Source organism: Variovorax atrisoli (genome assembly GCF_014195185.1).
GTDB lineage: Bacteria > Pseudomonadota > Gammaproteobacteria > Burkholderiales > Burkholderiaceae_C > Variovorax > Variovorax atrisoli.
Genome location: NZ_JACIBG010000007.1, coordinates 223759 through 238355 on the forward strand (window position 1 = coordinate 223759; position 14597 = coordinate 238355).

Annotated in this window: 16 protein-coding genes; 8 read left to right on the top strand and 8 right to left on the bottom strand. The window is 64.3% G+C overall.

Annotated elements, in window-relative coordinates:
* Window positions 1-4: 4 nt before the first annotated feature.
* The 3 genes from FHY06_RS24095 to FHY06_RS24105 are packed head-to-tail and all read right to left on the bottom strand — an operon-like array spanning window position 5 to window position 2340.
* Window positions 5-532, bottom strand: a complete 528-nt coding sequence (locus tag FHY06_RS24095) for a hypothetical protein (protein WP_184606542.1) — start codon at window positions 530-532, stop codon at window positions 5-7.
* Window positions 533-542: 10 nt separating this feature from the next.
* A complete protein-coding gene (locus FHY06_RS24100; protein ID WP_184606543.1) occupies window positions 543-1016 on the bottom strand; it encodes an aromatic-ring-hydroxylating dioxygenase subunit beta in 474 nt (157 codons plus the stop codon).
* A 1-nt stretch (window position 1017) separates the two neighbouring features.
* On the bottom strand, window positions 1018-2340 hold the full coding sequence (locus FHY06_RS24105) for an aromatic ring-hydroxylating oxygenase subunit alpha (protein WP_184606707.1): 1323 nt from the start codon (window positions 2338-2340) through the stop codon (window positions 1018-1020).
* 222 nt (window positions 2341-2562) lie between these two features.
* On the opposite strand from FHY06_RS24105, the gene FHY06_RS24110 reads away from it, so the two are divergent.
* The 3 genes from FHY06_RS24110 (at window position 2563) to FHY06_RS24120 (ending at window position 5442) form a co-directional block, all read left to right on the top strand.
* On the top strand, window positions 2563-3246 hold the full coding sequence (locus tag FHY06_RS24110; RefSeq protein ID WP_126186228.1) for a GntR family transcriptional regulator: 684 nt from the start codon (window positions 2563-2565) through the stop codon (window positions 3244-3246).
* Between the two features lie 334 nt (window positions 3247-3580).
* Window positions 3581-4567 carry a dihydrodipicolinate synthase family protein gene (locus tag FHY06_RS24115; protein ID WP_260310636.1) on the top strand — a complete coding sequence of 329 codons (987 nt, stop codon included), beginning with the start codon at window positions 3581-3583 and terminating at the stop codon, window positions 4565-4567.
* A 65-nt stretch (window positions 4568-4632) separates the two neighbouring features.
* A complete protein-coding gene (locus tag FHY06_RS24120; protein WP_184606544.1) occupies window positions 4633-5442 on the top strand; it encodes an aspartate dehydrogenase in 810 nt (269 codons plus the stop codon).
* Window positions 5443-5456: 14 nt separating this feature from the next.
* Here FHY06_RS24120 and FHY06_RS24125 read toward each other — a convergent pair whose 3' ends face one another.
* Window positions 5457-6362, bottom strand: coding sequence for a LysR family transcriptional regulator (locus FHY06_RS24125; protein ID WP_184606545.1), 906 nt, complete (start codon window positions 6360-6362; stop codon window positions 5457-5459).
* A gap of 12 nt (window positions 6363-6374) precedes the next feature.
* Between FHY06_RS24125 and FHY06_RS24130 the strand changes: the two genes are divergently transcribed.
* The 3 genes from FHY06_RS24130 (at window position 6375) to FHY06_RS24140 (ending at window position 8954) form a co-directional block, all read left to right on the top strand.
* The gene (locus FHY06_RS24130) at window positions 6375-6971 is read left to right on the top strand and encodes a 3-hydroxyanthranilate 3,4-dioxygenase (RefSeq protein WP_184606546.1); all 597 of its coding nucleotides are present in this window, start codon (window positions 6375-6377) and stop codon (window positions 6969-6971) included.
* A gap of 200 nt (window positions 6972-7171) precedes the next feature.
* On the top strand, window positions 7172-8176 hold the full coding sequence (locus FHY06_RS24135; protein ID WP_132752888.1) for a Bug family tripartite tricarboxylate transporter substrate binding protein: 1005 nt from the start codon (window positions 7172-7174) through the stop codon (window positions 8174-8176).
* A gap of 166 nt (window positions 8177-8342) precedes the next feature.
* Entirely contained in the window at window positions 8343-8954 is a 612-nt protein-coding gene (locus FHY06_RS24140) for a flavin reductase family protein (protein ID WP_240650242.1), read from the top strand.
* 123 nt (window positions 8955-9077) lie between these two features.
* Here FHY06_RS24140 and FHY06_RS24145 read toward each other — a convergent pair whose 3' ends face one another.
* Window positions 9078-10532 (bottom strand): NAD-dependent succinate-semialdehyde dehydrogenase, encoded by a 1455-nt coding sequence (locus tag FHY06_RS24145; RefSeq protein ID WP_126186233.1) that lies wholly within the window; start codon window positions 10530-10532, stop codon window positions 9078-9080.
* Window positions 10533-10638: 106 nt separating this feature from the next.
* On the opposite strand from FHY06_RS24145, the gene FHY06_RS24150 reads away from it, so the two are divergent.
* Complete coding sequence (locus FHY06_RS24150; protein ID WP_184606547.1) at window positions 10639-11622, top strand: LysR family transcriptional regulator; 984 nt, start codon at window positions 10639-10641, stop codon at window positions 11620-11622.
* Between the two features lie 58 nt (window positions 11623-11680).
* Here the strand turns inward: FHY06_RS24150 and FHY06_RS24155 are convergent, their stop codons facing one another.
* Window positions 11681-12682, bottom strand: coding sequence for a LysR family transcriptional regulator (locus tag FHY06_RS24155; RefSeq protein ID WP_184606548.1), 1002 nt, complete (start codon window positions 12680-12682; stop codon window positions 11681-11683).
* A gap of 193 nt (window positions 12683-12875) precedes the next feature.
* Between FHY06_RS24155 and FHY06_RS24160 the strand changes: the two genes are divergently transcribed.
* Window positions 12876-13625 (top strand): glucose 1-dehydrogenase, encoded by a 750-nt coding sequence (locus FHY06_RS24160; RefSeq protein WP_184606549.1) that lies wholly within the window; start codon window positions 12876-12878, stop codon window positions 13623-13625.
* 69 nt (window positions 13626-13694) lie between these two features.
* Here the strand turns inward: FHY06_RS24160 and FHY06_RS24165 are convergent, their stop codons facing one another.
* Together FHY06_RS24165 and FHY06_RS24170 are read right to left on the bottom strand one after the other, a co-directional pair.
* A complete protein-coding gene (locus FHY06_RS24165; RefSeq protein WP_184606550.1) occupies window positions 13695-14075 on the bottom strand; it encodes a hypothetical protein in 381 nt (126 codons plus the stop codon).
* A 203-nt stretch (window positions 14076-14278) separates the two neighbouring features.
* On the bottom strand, window positions 14279-14566 hold the full coding sequence (locus FHY06_RS24170) for a hypothetical protein (RefSeq protein ID WP_132752876.1): 288 nt from the start codon (window positions 14564-14566) through the stop codon (window positions 14279-14281).
* Window positions 14567-14597 lie beyond the last annotated feature (31 nt).

The following is a 14597-nucleotide window of genomic DNA, read 5'->3' on the forward strand; positions in this document are numbered from 1 at the left end:
GTACTCAGGTTGATCGTTGACGGGTGGCTTCGAACGTGCAGACTCCCGTCGCTGCGCGCGCAGAGGGGGATTCGCACGCAAAACAGCGCAGCTCTCGCGCGAGAACGCGCTCTTGCCAGACTTGGCTGCAGACAGCGGAGAACATGCCGACGATCGGCGCGCATGCCTTCTCCTGGGCCAGGTGCGCCTGGGCAAAGGGACTGTTGTGGACGCGCAGCCGGCAGGTGTCGCCGTCGGACTCGATCTCCCAGCGGCCCCAACCGAGCGATGCGGCACCTGCGGCAACGGTGGAGAGCAGCTGCGAGCCGTCGGTGTCCGCGGGATTCTTGTACGCGCGGACACTGGCGCTTCCATAGCGGCTCACGGAATCCCGGAAGGCATTCATCGCATCCTGAGAAGCGCCCGGAGACAAGCCCTCGAAGATGCCCATGAGCACGTCGGCCCGGAGCAGGACGTATCGCCGGTCTGCATCGAGGACCTGCCCGTTCGCGATGTCGTATCGCAGTCGCTCGTGAAGCGCCAACGCTGTCATCTTCGATCCCTCAGGGAAAGAGCTGGATCATCGGCAAGCGGCTCGCGGCATTGACGAGGTTGACCCGCTTGAGCTGGATATGGAATTGCTCCCCGGCCCGAACGAGCCGGTGAACGTAGTGGCCGTGGAGCGTGAGGACCTCATCACCCCTGCACTCCGCATAGGTGAATGCGGTTCGAAAGCCGTACTCGTTCGCGTCGGCGCTCCGCTCGATCAGCATCGGCTGTTGAAGCACGTGCTGCATGGAGCTCGGGGGCTGCTGCGAATGGGCCCGGCCGGACGCGAGCCGGTCGATGCGCAGCCGCAGCAGATTCATGTCCTCGTCCGCAATCGAAAGCTGCGCATCGCCTTCTTCTTGGGATTTGCTCAGCGGCACCCAGTAGCGCCCGGTCGACGTGAAGAGCTGGAGCCAGTCTTCATAGCGGCCCTCGTCAAGCAGGAACGCCTCTCGGTAGATCAGATCGACACACTCAGCCACCGACATCTCATTCGTCCTTCATGTTCATGGTCATGAACTTGGCCCAGGCGCGATACTGGTTCCGCATCAGCAGTTCGCTCGTGCCGCTCGTCTCGCGCGTCGGATGGTCGACTTCCCGGGGATCGTGTTCTCGATGCAGACTCACCCATTCGTTGGGCCCCGACCGCAAGCCCTTCTGCTGGGACTCGAAGAGATGGAGGTCGTCATGGGCGACCACCGACATGGGCGAGAAGATCAGCCGGCTGTAGGAGAGCGCGCGATCCAGCAGCATCTCGGGCCCGCCGACGGTACGGAAGTTCCAGGCCTCGATGACGGTCCTGTCCACGGCGATGGGCCGAATCACCCGGATGGTCTGGGGCGAGCCCTTGAGCGCAAGGCTCGGATAGAGCACCGTGTTCTGAGGCGCCTGTTCGAGCACCTGCCTTGCACGCTCCTCGCCGTGCGCGGCCTGCAGGTCCTTCACGTACTCGCCAAGGTTTCCGTAGCCGGAGTGCACGCTGAAGCGCGTCCCGGAAATGCTGTGGCCGTTCGGAAAGACCCTGCCGCCCATGCCTTCGAAGAACTCGTACTTCTCGCCGAAGGGGAGGATCTGCTCCAGAGCCAGCGGCATGGGATCCGGCTGATGGTCGCGCGCGACCGCCTGCGCCGCGCGCACCGCCGACTCGTGCGTGGAGACCGGATGCACGGAGTCGTTGACGTTCTCCAGGTACAGCTTCCAGTTGCAGTGAACCACGTTGCGCAGCACCCCGCCGGCAACCTCCAGGCGCCCGACGGGCGAGCGGTCGACCATGAGGTCGATCATCGGCAGGACGTCGCCGAAGTACTCGTGAAAACCCGGGCCTCCGGCATTCAGCCGCGCGAAGATGAAGTCACGGTACACATGCAGGCCGGCGACCGGCGCGAGACCGCGGCCCGACTCGCAGGCCTTGAGTCCGGTGTTCTCATAGCCGGAGCGAAGCGGATACGACAACAGGGTGCCGTCCAGCCTGTATGACCAGGCGTGGTACGGACAACGCACGAAGCGCCCCTTCAATCGCCCGGACTCCGTGGTGAGCAGTTGCGCACCCTTGTGCGCGCAACGGTTGTGCAGCGCACGGATCTCGCCAGCCTCGTCCCGCAGGACGATCAGCGACTGGCCCGCGATCTCGACGGTGAAGAAGTCGCCCGACTGGGCGATCTGGCTCGCGTGCCCGAGGAACGACCAGGTGTTGCCGAACAGCTCTCGCTGCTCGATCGCAAACAGCTCTTCGCTCAGATAGAGGTCTTTGTGCACCCTGTCGCCCTGCACGAGTGCGGCGATCCGTGCGGGACCAAGTTCTTCCAAGATCATCGTGATATCAAGAAGTGGAATGTTAAGTATACCTATATGCCGATCCCCGGCAAGAAGAATTTGATGTTTTACCAATGGATTCTGTCTAGCAGTGCGCTTTATCTAGGGAGATTTACGATCTTTTCGGTATACTGATTTGCCATCGGCGTGTTCTGGTGTCGGCGCCGCAGGCCCAGGATCGAGCGCCCTGGGGAGCGCGCTTTAAGCTCACGCCTTCGCCCCTTGATCGCCAACATGCAAGTCAGTGAAGAAAACTCCGCAGCCAACCAGCCGAGCTTGAGCGCCTCGGCATACGACTACCTGCTGGCGCGCTTGCGCAGCGGCCTTCTGAGGGCCAGCGACAAGCTGGTTGAAGCCGACATCGCAAATCAGCTGGGGGTGTCGCGGGTGCCCGTGCGCCAGGCGCTTCTTCAGCTCGTTGCCGAGGGCTACCTGGTCAGCACGCCACGCGGCTACAAGGTCCCCACGCTCACGCCGCAAGACGTCGAGGATGTCTTCGAGCTGAGGCTCCTTCTCGAGCCTCGAGCCGCAGCCCTCGCCGCCCGCGACATCACGGCCGAGCAGCTGCAGCGCGTGGGCCTCGCAGTGTCCGAAGCAGAACGGGCGCACGACATGAATGACGCATCGGGCGCGTTCAGCGCCGGACGCCACTTCCGCGATGCCTGGCTCGCCGCAGTACGAAACAAGAGGCTTGCATCGGGCATCGCCCGGTATGCGGATCAGGTGGCACTCGTAAGGCGAATGACGCTGGGCAATTTCGAGCGTCGACTCGCTGTCATCGCCGGCTACCAGGATCTGCGAAGTGCCTTTGCACGGCACGACAGCATCACCGCCCACGATGCCATGCTTCGACTCGTGCTCGGAGCGCAACGCGACTTCGCAGAGCTGGTGCAGAACTCTTCCTGAGCCTCGCAAGGAGAGCGACGCCGTCAAAAGCGCTCCGGCGTCGCGCTCCTTGCGAATTCCTTCCACCGCCGACCGGCGCCGCTCAGAGGTGCCGGGGATCACTCACGCCCACAAGCGGCTCGCTCCGCATCCGGATCACGACTCATCGGAAATCGCCGGCCATCGCCGGACCTCGACAAATGCGCCGCCCCTCCTCCTTCCTCAGTCAAAGAGCCAACCGCATGACGATCCGCGCGCTGCCGTGCGCCTCTTCGACGGATTCAGAAACTTGCTTGCTGGGTCGTTCGAAATTTCGCGTTTGCTCCCGATGGTCGTGCGACCTGTAATCAACGACATGGTCGAACCGCTGCAACAAAAGGAACACATGAAGTACACGAAGGACAACGCACAGCATTACGCGAAGGAACACTTCACCGGCGTCTGGGCCGCAAGCACCACTCCGTACCGTCCGGATCTCTCGTTCGACGAGGAGGCGTTCGCGCGGAACATCGATCACTGGATCGGAGCGCTCAAGGTGGCCGGCCTCTTCATCACCGGGAAACAGGGCGAGTTCTTCTCCATGTCCGTGCCGGAGCGAAAGCGCAGCTTCGAGATCGCTGCGCAGGTCTGCGAAGGACGTGCTCGCACGGTGATGTCCTGCTCCGACACCAATCTCGATGTCGTCATCGATCTCGCGCGTCATGCCGAAAAGCACGGCGCGGACTGGATCATCGTGCACAGCCCCGTGCTGCATTTCGCCAATGATGTCGAAGACACCGTCTACGAGTACTACCGACACCTGAGCGAAACGCTGGACATCGGCATCGCCATGTGGAACCACCCCGATTGCGGGTACATCATGTCGCCCAAGCTCTGCGCCCGTATCGCCGAGCTTCCGAACATCGTGGCCATCAAGTACAGCGTTCCCCGTGAGCAGTACGCGGAGCTCACGCGGCTCGTCGGCGACCGGATCCAGGTGAGCACGGCCTCCGAAGAGGAATGGCTGGACAACATCATCGATCTCGGATGGCGCCTGTACCTGTGTTCGACGCCGCCCCTTCTCCTGCAGACGGCCAAGGACCACCGCATTCACGAGTACACGAAGCTCGCGTTCGAAGGTCGCTACGCCGAGGCTCGTGCTGTTCGCGACAGCCTGGAGCCTGCGCGACAGGCGTTCCGCAAGAGCCGCCCGGCCGGCACGCCGCAGGCGCACACGAAGTACTGGCAGGAATTGCTGGGACAGGCGGGCGGCCCGGTGCGCCGACCGCTGCTCGGTCTGACCGAAGAGCAGAAGGCGTTGACGCGCCGGATGTTCATCGAAAGCGGCCTCTCGGGCAGCTGAACGAAGTCGCTTCGGCTCGTGCTCACATTCAACACGCGGCGCGGCAGTTCGCCTCAAGAAGGAAGATGATGAAGGTATCCCGAAATTGCCGCAGCATTGCGCTCATCGGCTTCGGTGCGTTGGGGCAGGCCGTTGCCCGTGAGTTGAAGGCCGGGCACCTGCCCGGCGTGGAATTCCTGGGTGCCCTTGTGCCCCCTGCCTCGACGCATGCCGAACTCGATCGAAGCTGGCATTCCGTCGACGACCTGCTCGCCGCCGGTCCCGATCTGGTCGTGGAGGTCGCTGGCCATGCCGCCCTCGGGAGTCACGCGCCACGCTGTCTGGAGGCGGGGTGCGATCTCGTCGCGGCCTCGGTCGGCGCACTGATGGATCCTTTGCTGCGCGCCCGGCTGTGGGACTCGGCTCGCCTGGGCAAGAGCCGGCTTCTCGTTCCGTCGGGTGCACTCGGAGGACTGGACTATCTGCGGGCGGCACGGCGCGTCGGTGAGGTCCACGTGGAGTATCGAGGAAGCAAGCCGGTGGCCGCATGGCACGGCACCGCTGCAGAGAAGCTGACAGACCTCCGGGCCCTGGACAAGCGCACCGTCTTCTTTCGCGGAGATGCCGAAGAAGCGGCAACTCGATTCCCTCAGAACGCCAATGTCGTCGCGGCCCTTGCGCTCGCCGTCGGAGATCCTCAGGCCGTGAGCGTCGAGCTCGTCGCGGACCCGGAATCCGAATCGAACAGCCACGAGGTGACGGCTCACGGGGAAGCGGGAATGATGCGGATCGTGGTCGAGAACCGGCCCATGGCAAGCAATCCGAAATCGTCCCGGATCACGGCCTTCAGCGTGCTGGACGCCGTGGCCTCTCATTGGGGCGACGTGTGCCAGTGAGTCCGGCAATGCCGCTAGCCGCGTGCGAACTCCAGCAGATGGCCGCTCATCGCCTGAGTCGCCGCGGAAGAAGTCCTGCGCTTGAGCGTCGCCAGGCTCACGTATCTCTCGACGGTGGGAGACGTCAGTGGAACCGCCTGCACCGGGTTCGCCTCGCTGAACCGGACCGAATAGGCCGGCAGCACGGCGACTCCCATGCCGGCGGCAACCATGGCCACCGCTGTCGCCACATGGTTGACTTCCTGGGAAGGAGTGATGCTCGCCCCGATCGACTCCATGGCCGAATCCATGATCGCGCGCAGCCCGCTGCCCTTCGACATTGCGACGACGGGTTCGGACAGCAGGTCGTTCCACGTCACCTGCTGTGCGTTCACCAACCGATGTTCACGACGGCAGACCAGCACCATGACATCCGTCAACAGCACCGTCGAGACGAGTTCCGGATGCTCTCCATCCAGAGTGGCGACGAGCAGATCGATGTCTCCGTCTTCCAACGATCGCAGAAGGCTGGCGGAAGAGTCGTCGCAGACGCGGACGGTGACCTCTGGATACCTCTGGCGGAAAGCCTGGATCGCCACCGGCAGGAAGGTCGAGGCCAGCAGCGGCGTGGCACCGACACGCACGCGGCCACGCCGAACGGCGCCCACGTCCCGCAGATTGGAAGTCATCCGGTCGATGTCGCCAAGCAGGTGTTCCAGCGATTGCAGCAGTTCCTGCCCCGCATCGGTGAGCTCCAGGCGCCGCGTCGTCCGGTCCAGCAGGCGGAGTTCGAGCTCCGCCTCGAGGTTGCGAATCAACGAAGAAAGCGCTGATTGCGTGATGAACAGTTGCTCTGCAGCCCGCGTGAAGCTACCCGCGTGTGCCACCGCAACGAAAGCACGCATCTGCTTCAACGAGATGTTTCTGTTCTCTTTTTTCATGGCGAGGTGAATATGAACCTTCAGTATGGTGAGCCCATCAATTTTGACAACTGGCTGGCCGAGAACGCAGCAAGCCTCGTGCCTCCCGTGGGGAACAAGCAGATATGGGCCAACTCGGACCTGATCTGCACGGTCGTCGGCGGACCCAATCAGCGCTCGGATTTCCACGACGATCCCTTCGAGGAGTACTTCCACCAATTCAAAGGGAGCGCGCATCTTCTTCTTTGGGACCGCGGCCGGTTCGAGCGCGTGAACCTCAAGGAGGGCGACACCTTCTTGTTGCCCGCTCACGTGCGCCACTCGCCGCAGCGTCCCGAGCCCGGCAGCCTGTGCACAGTCATCGAGCGATCTCGTCCGATAGGAGAGAAGGACGCGTTCGAGTGGGTCTGCGCGAAATGCGGTTCGCTCATCGTGCGCAAGGAGCTGCAGCTGCAGAGCATCGTGAGCGACCTGCCCAAGGTCTTCGCGCAGTTCTACGAGACAAGCGAAGCGGAGCGCACATGCAAGTCGTGCGGCACCGTCCACCCTGCGAGGGATTGGGGCAAGTGGCACGCGGACCTGGCCCTCCATCATCCCGATGCGGCCGTGCCCGCTGCGAAGGGATCCTGAGCATTCAGCGCAGTACACCGAACCCTCCGAGCGTCGGAGCCGGACGTGTCCCGCCGGGCAACCACAAGGTCTCCTGGAGTTGCCTGCGGCAGCGGCTTTGACGCGCATCCGACCGATCGACGCAAACCTTCACCAAGCCGACAAGAGCGACTTCACCTCGAAGACGTCGCCGCCCACTCATTCAACTCACGGAGAATTTCATGACTGGTCACGACTCCAAGCGCCTGATCCTCAAGACTGTCCTTCTTGCAACCGCAGCCTGTCTTTTTGGCGCAGCGGCTTCGGCCTCGCACGCCGAAGCTGCGTATCCGAACAAGCCCATTCGCGTCGTGGTTCCCTTTCCTGCAGGAGGGGCCGTGGACACGTTCGTGCGCATCATCGGCCCGGAACTGACCACGCAGATGGGGCAGCCGATCGTCATCCTGAACAAGCCGGGTGGCGGGTCGCAGATCGCCGCGGCCGACGTGCTGTCGTCACCTGCCGACGGATACACCGTGTTCGTCGGGCAGACCGGGGACTTCAGTGTCAACCCGATCCTGTACAAGAACATCACCTACATCCCCGCTCGGGATTTCGATGGCGTCTCCATGCTCGTACGTGCGCCGCAGGTGATGCTGGCCAACGTCTCCGGCAAGATCAACAGCCTCCAGTCGTTGAAGCAGACGATGTCATCGCCCGACGGGATCGTCCTCTACGGCTCCTTCGGACCCGGCACGGCACCGCATCTTCTGGGACACATCCTCTCGCGAAGTGCTTCGGGGGCGAAGTTCACCCATATCCCGTACAAGGGGTTCCCGCCGGCCATGCAGGCGATCATGACGAAGGAGATCGATCTGCTGTTCGATGCCGTCCCCGGCACCCTCAACATGATGCGAACCGGCAAGGTCGTTCCACTGGCCGTCGCGGACTCCAGCCGCAACAGCCACCTGCCGAACGTTCCGACGACGGCAGAGATCGGGCTGCCTTCTCTCGTCATGGACTTCTGGATCGGGGTCGCGGTGAAGAAGGGCACCCCGCGGGAACTCATCAATCGAATCCACGACGCCTTCGAGAAAGCCGTGTCCAACCCTGAGAACTGGAAGAAGTTCTCCGAGCTGGGCTACAGCCGCGTCTCGATGACGCCCGAGCAGTTCGACAGCGCGGTGCGCGCCGAAACCAGCAAGATCAAGCCGGTGATCGTCGAGGCCGGTGTATCGATTGAATGATCGAGCAGGCCGGGCTCCGGCCGATTGCTCACACGGCCCGCACCGGCGCTTCACGGCGGACCGATCCCTTCTTTCCAAGAAAGCTTCGCCTGGCTCGAAAAGTGCCAGGCGAGGTCAAGCTGCTCCTCGCAGCAAATCCCCCTTCCCCACCATCGGTGGCATTGACATGGCGCAAGCTCAGATGACGTACCTTGATCCCCGGGAGATGCCCGCCACCGACATCTACAAAATCATGACCGGCATCGTGGTCCCCAGGCCCATCGCATGGGTCACCACGATCTCGCGCACAGGAGTCGTGAATCTCGCACCCTTCTCCTCCTTCACCTTCGTCAGCCACTCACCGCCCATGCTTGCCATTGGCGTCGACACGAAGCCCGATGGCACAGGGCTGAAGGACACGGCGCGGAACATACTCGAGACGCAGGAGTTCGTCGTCCACATCGCCGATCGATCGCTGCTGCCGCCGCTCCATGCGAGCGCAGAGGAGTATCCGACCGAAATCAGCGAGATCGAGGTGCTCGGCCTGCGCACCTTGCCGGCGTCACGAATCGGCACGCCTCGCCTGGCGGATGCACCCGTCGCCGTCGAATGCCGGCTTCATCGCTGCATCGAATTGGGGACGGGGCCCACGAGACTGTTCATCGGAGAAGTGCAGTGTTTTCACGTCCGTGACTCGCTGCTTGCGGCGGGCAAGATCGACACGGCCCTGCTCGACCCGATCTCCCGGCTCGCCGGCCCTCACTACGCGACGATCGACCAGATTCTTCCGGGGTCATGATGCGCATCCGAGTTGCATCGCAAGATGCAACCATCGACCGGGGCCCGGCCGGCCGGTCACCCCACCGCGAAGCACTCCGGGACCGCAGCAGTCGCCTGCCGCCCCGGACCCGGCACGGCCCTTTCAGGCCTTCGACGATGCCGCCTCGATCTGCATGAAGTGCGAGACGTTCTTGACGGTCATGTAGTGATGGAGCCCTTCCGAGCCGCCTTCCCGCCCGTAGCCGCTGGATTTGACCCCGCCGAACGGCGTCTCCGGCAGCGACGCTTCCAGGGTGTTGATCGAGAAGTTGCCGCACTCGACCTCCTCCACCATCCGGTCGGCCCTGGCTGCGTTGTGGGTGAAGCCGTAGGCTGCCAGGCCGAAGGGCACTGCGTTGGCCTGCGCGATGGCTTCGTCCAGCGAGCTCACCGGGTTGATGACGGCGAGGGGGCCGAAGGGCTCCTCGCCCATGACCCGCGCATGGGAGGGCACATTCGCCAGTACGGTGGGCTCGAAGAAGTAGCCGGCACGATCCATGCGCCTGCCGCCCGCGACCAGACGAGCGCCGCAATCCGTGGCGTCGTCCACGAGTTCGGCCAGCGCCTGCACACGGCGGCCGTTGGCCAGCGGACCCATCTCGACGCCGGCGGCCATGCCGTCGCCCACACGCAGGGCCCGGGCGCGCTCGGCAAAGATCCCCACGAATTCATCGAAGACCTTCTCGTCGACGAAGAAGCGGGTCGGCGATGTACACACCTGGCCTGCATTGCGCATCTTGCGGTTCGCGGACATCACCGCCGCGTCCCGCACATCCACGTCATCGCAGACGATCACCGGCGCGTGGCCGCCGAGCTCCATGAGCACCGGCGTCATGTGCTGGGATGCGAGCGTCGTGAGATGACGGCCCACGTTGGTCGAACCCGTGAAGGCAACGAGGCGCACCTGATCCTGCGGAATGAGGTAGCCGGAGATCTCGGCCGGATCGCCAAAGACCAGGTTGAGCACCCCGGGCGGCAGGCCCGCATCGTGGAACGCGCGAGCGATGTGCAAGGCGCCGGCCGGTGTTTCTTCCGCTGCCTTGAGGATGATCGAGCAGCCCGAGGCGATGGCGCCGCCGATCTTGCGAGCGGGCTGGCTCATCGGGAAGTTCCACGGCGAGAAGGCGGCCACGGTGCCGATGGGCTGGTGATGCACGATGTAGCGCGTGCCGTGGGCGCTCGGGATCACGCGGCCATAGGTGCGCACGGCTTCGCCTGCGTCCCATTCGAAGAACTCGCAGCCCCGGATCACTTCCAGGCGCGCCTGCGGCAGCGGCTTGCCATGCTCGAGCGTGATCGAGTGGGCAATCTCATCGATGCGCTCGCGCATCAGCCGCGCGGCACGTCGCAGAACCTCGGCGCGTTCACTGGGGGCGGTGCGGCGCCATACGCGAAAGCCTTCGTCGGCGGCGCTGAGCGCGTCGTCCAGGTCCGAAGTCGCTGCGCGCGGCAGGCGACCGATCTCCTTTTCGGTCGCCGGATTGACCACCGGCATGTCGCTGCGGGTCTTGCGCCAGGCGCCACCGATGTAGAGCTGGAGGTCGGGGTATTCGATCATAGAAGTCGGTCCTTGAAAGACGGAAGTTCATTCTTCCGAGGGCACTATGGCAGTCCCGTGAATTTCCAAAAAGTGAATTCGACTACCATCGACTTGAAAATAAGTGATGGCAGCGACGCAGATGGCGCCTGCTTTTTTCTCTCTCGAAGGGGTCCTCATGCCAAGCTGGGAACAGCGCATTTCCCTGCGCCATCTGCGTCTGGCGGATGCGATAGAGCGTGAAGGCAGCCTCGTGCGGGCAGCCGAGCGTCTGAACATGACGCAATCGGCCGTGACCAAGGCGCTTCAGGAAGTGGAGGCGCTGACCGGAGCCGCACTTTTCACACGCACCAGTCGTGGCTCTGTACCGACGCCTTTCGGTGAAGTACTGGTGCGCCACGCACGCGCCATCATCGCGCAGCTGCGCAACGCAGATCGCGAGGTGATGGAGCTGCGCGAGGGCCATGGCAGCGTCAAGGTCGGAACCCTTCCATCCGCAGCCGGCGGCGTTCTTCCGTCAGCGTTGAGCATCGTGTTGAAGCGCCAGCCTCATCTGCAAGTCACGGTTGTCGAAGGCCAGCACGACTGGCTGACGACGCTGCTGCGCCGCGGCGATCTCGACCTGATGACGAGCCGGCTGCCGCGGCGGCGCCTGCCGGCAGACATCACCCAGGAAGTGCTCGGCATCGATCGCGCACGGCTGATCGTTCGTGCCCGTCATCCGTTGAGCAGAAGGCCGCGCATCGGGTTGGAAGCACTCGGCGGCTTCGGATGGGTCCTGCCTCCACACGAAACGTCCATGCGGCGGCAGCTCGAAGCCACCTTCCGGGAGGCCGGCCTGGATGCGCCGGCGGCCACCGTGGAGTCGATGTCTTTCCTGACCAACCGTGCCCTGGTGCTTGCGTCGGACCTGATCACCGTGTGGCCGCAGCACCTTGCCGAAGTGGAAGCTCGCACGGGACTGGTCAAGATCCTGCCGCTCGAGCTGGCCCAGACGGAGCGCCCGCTCGGCGTCTGGTGGCGCACCGATCCTGGCTTGTCCCCTTCCGCGCAACTGCTCGTCGACGCCTTGAGAACGGTTACTGCACACGCCGCAAGCGAGCCTGGCTGAGCAGCACGAACGCGGCCGGCCGCAGACGGGCGGTGAAAGCTCCGTACGCGCACTCGGATCACGTGGCCGGACGCTGGCCAGCGCGCATCGCGTGCCGCGTGCGCGCCCCCGAGGAAGAGGCGGAGGACGAGGATGCCGTATCGGCAAGGGACCTTGCGCCCTTCAGCCGCGAAGGAAAAACCTCGACCAGCCAATCGATGAAGACCCGCAGCCGATGGGTGACATGCCGGGTCTGCGGGTAGACGACATGGAAGGGATAGGGCGCCGGTCGCCAGGGTTTCAGGATCTCCACCAGCGAGCCGTCGCGCAGCGACGCATCGGCCGCATAGGTGAATGTCTGCACGATCCCCAGACCGGCCACGCAGGCGGCCAGGTGTGCGTTGCTTTCGTTGACGCCCATGCGATGCTCGACCTTGATCTCGATCTTCTCGCCGGCGCGCTCGAAGCGAAACGGCATGGCACGGCCCGTCTGGCTGGACACATAGCTCACCAGGCGGTGGCCGTTCTTGAGCTCTTCCGGGTAGGCAGGCGTGCCGAACTGCTTGAGATAGCTTCGCGTGGCGCAGGTGATGAGCTCTGCATTGCCCAGGTGCCGGGCCACGAGCGATGAACTGTCCAGCGGGCCGCCGCGGATCACGCAGTCGACGTTGTCGCCGATCAGGTCCACCGGGCGGTCGGACACGCCCAGGTCGATGCGGATGTCGGGATAGCGCGCCACGAAATCCGGCAGCAGCGGAATGAGCACGTCGCGCGCGGTGGAGCCACCGACGTCGATGCGCAGATGGCCGCGCGGCCTGCCTCGGGCGAGATTGAACGAGGCATCGATGTCCTCGAGGTCGCGCAGGATGCGCGTGCACTTGGCGTGGTAGTCCTGGCCTTCGGGCGTCACCGTCACGCGGCGGGTCGTGCGCTGCAGCAGCGACACCCCGAGATGGGCCTCCAACTCGCGCACCAGCTTGCTCACCGTGGCGATGGGCATGTCGAGCGAGTCGGCCGCGCGCGTGAACCCGCCGGCTTCCACCACGCGGGCGAAGGCGCGCATCGCCAGCAGTTGGTCCATGGGCACTCCTTGCTGCGGAACAAGCCTTCGATTATCCATGTACATGGATAGTCATTCCATTCCGTGCACTTTTTCATTCAATGAGCGAAGCCTACATTTCCTCCATGCCCCAGCGAAGAGCCGCTGCAGAAGTGCAGCGCAACGTCGCGAGGCATCGATTCCATCCTCATCCATTCACGAAACGGAGCACACCATGAACAAGCAACTCGAAGGCAAGATCGCCCTCGTCACCGGCGGCAGCAGCGGCATCGGCCTCGGTGCCGCGAAGGAGCTCGCGGCGCAGGGCGCGCGCGTCTTCATCACCGGCCGTCGCCAGCAGGAACTGGACGCGGCGGTCGCACAGATCGGCTCCTCGGCCACGGCGCTGCGCGCCGACGCATCGGTGCTGTCGGACCTCGATGCCGTCTATGCCCACATCGCGAAGACGGCCGGGCGGCTGGACATCCTGTTCGCCAATGCCGGCGGCGGCGACATGATGCCGCTGGGCGCGATCACCGAAGAGCACTTCGACCGAATCTTCGGCACCAACGTGCGGGGCGTGCTGTTCACGGTGCAGAAGGCGCTGCCCTTGCTGAGCAACGGGGCCTCGGTGATCCTCACCTCTTCCACCACCTCCATCCAGGGCACGGCCAGCTTCAGCGTCTACAGCGCGAGCAAGGCGGCGGTGCGCAACTTCGCGCGCTCCTGGGCCCTGGACCTCAAGGACCGCGGCATCCGCGTGAACGCCGTGAGCCCCGGCCCGGTCCGCACGCCCGGCCTGGGCGGCCTCGTGCCCGAGGAGGCGCGCCAGGGACTCTTCGACCACCTGGCATCACAGGTGCCACTGGGCCGCCTGGGCGAGCCTGGCGAGATCGGCAAGGCCGTCGCCTTCCTCGCTTCCGACGCCGCGAGCTTCGTCAACGGCATCGAGCTGTTCGTCGACGGCGGCATGGCGCAGGTCTGAGGCGGCCCTGGCACCCGGAGTGCCCCAGGGCGAACGCGTACGCGCCGTCTGCATCGGCGCGACGCCCGCCTAGCTCGCGCTGAAGATGTCTGCGAACGCCTGGAAATCCCAGCGGCCGTCGTTGTGCGTGTAGACGGCCGTGAACTCGTTGTTCACGCCCCGGGACCAGAAGTGCAGCCCGAGGCGTCCTCGATAGAGGATGACCTGCGCCAGGTCGGCATCGATCTCGCCGAGTGCGTCAACCATCGCATCGACGTGCGGCAGCACGGCCTCCAGCGTGGGCATGACCGCGCGCTCCAACTCTTCTCGATCAACGGCATACACCTGAACCGTGACCTCGTTCTCCGATCCGCGAAAGAGATCGGCGTTGAATTCCCGGCGCCCATCGGAGTCGGGCTCGTCATCGGCTGGGTGGAAGCCCTGCTGGCGAAGTTCGGCGAGATAGTCCATCGGCGATCGCAGAGTTTGTACATGAAGTGATCCCCGAGGACGTTACCGCAGTTCTCCCGGGACCGAGTAGGTCGGCTGCGACGTATCGAAAGATGAGAAGTGGGCGCGGTCGAGAAACGACGTGCATTCGTGCTTCATGCCGAGCTCAGGGCACATCTGGAGCCCGTGCCGCGTGCCGCAGGGGCACAGCGGCTCGCGAGGCGCTACGCGGTGGAACGCCTGGACAGCTCTTCGCGCAATGTCTCGTTCACCTTCTGGAGGTCGGCCGCGGATTCACTGAGCTGCTTCTCGAGCTGCTCTGTCCGCTCGACGGCCCTGTCGACTTCCGGTGTCAGCGTTTCCTTGGGAATGTCGCTGTTGAGCACCGCGTGCACCACGGCCAGTTCTTCTGCAACTTCCTGAACGGCATCTGTCGCCTGCGTGTTTTCTTGCAAGGCCTTCGCGATGCGCGAAGGATCTTCCTGCGCAGGCCTGGAGGTCTGGGATGTCATGCGGCTCCTAGTCGTTCAACACTCCTTGATC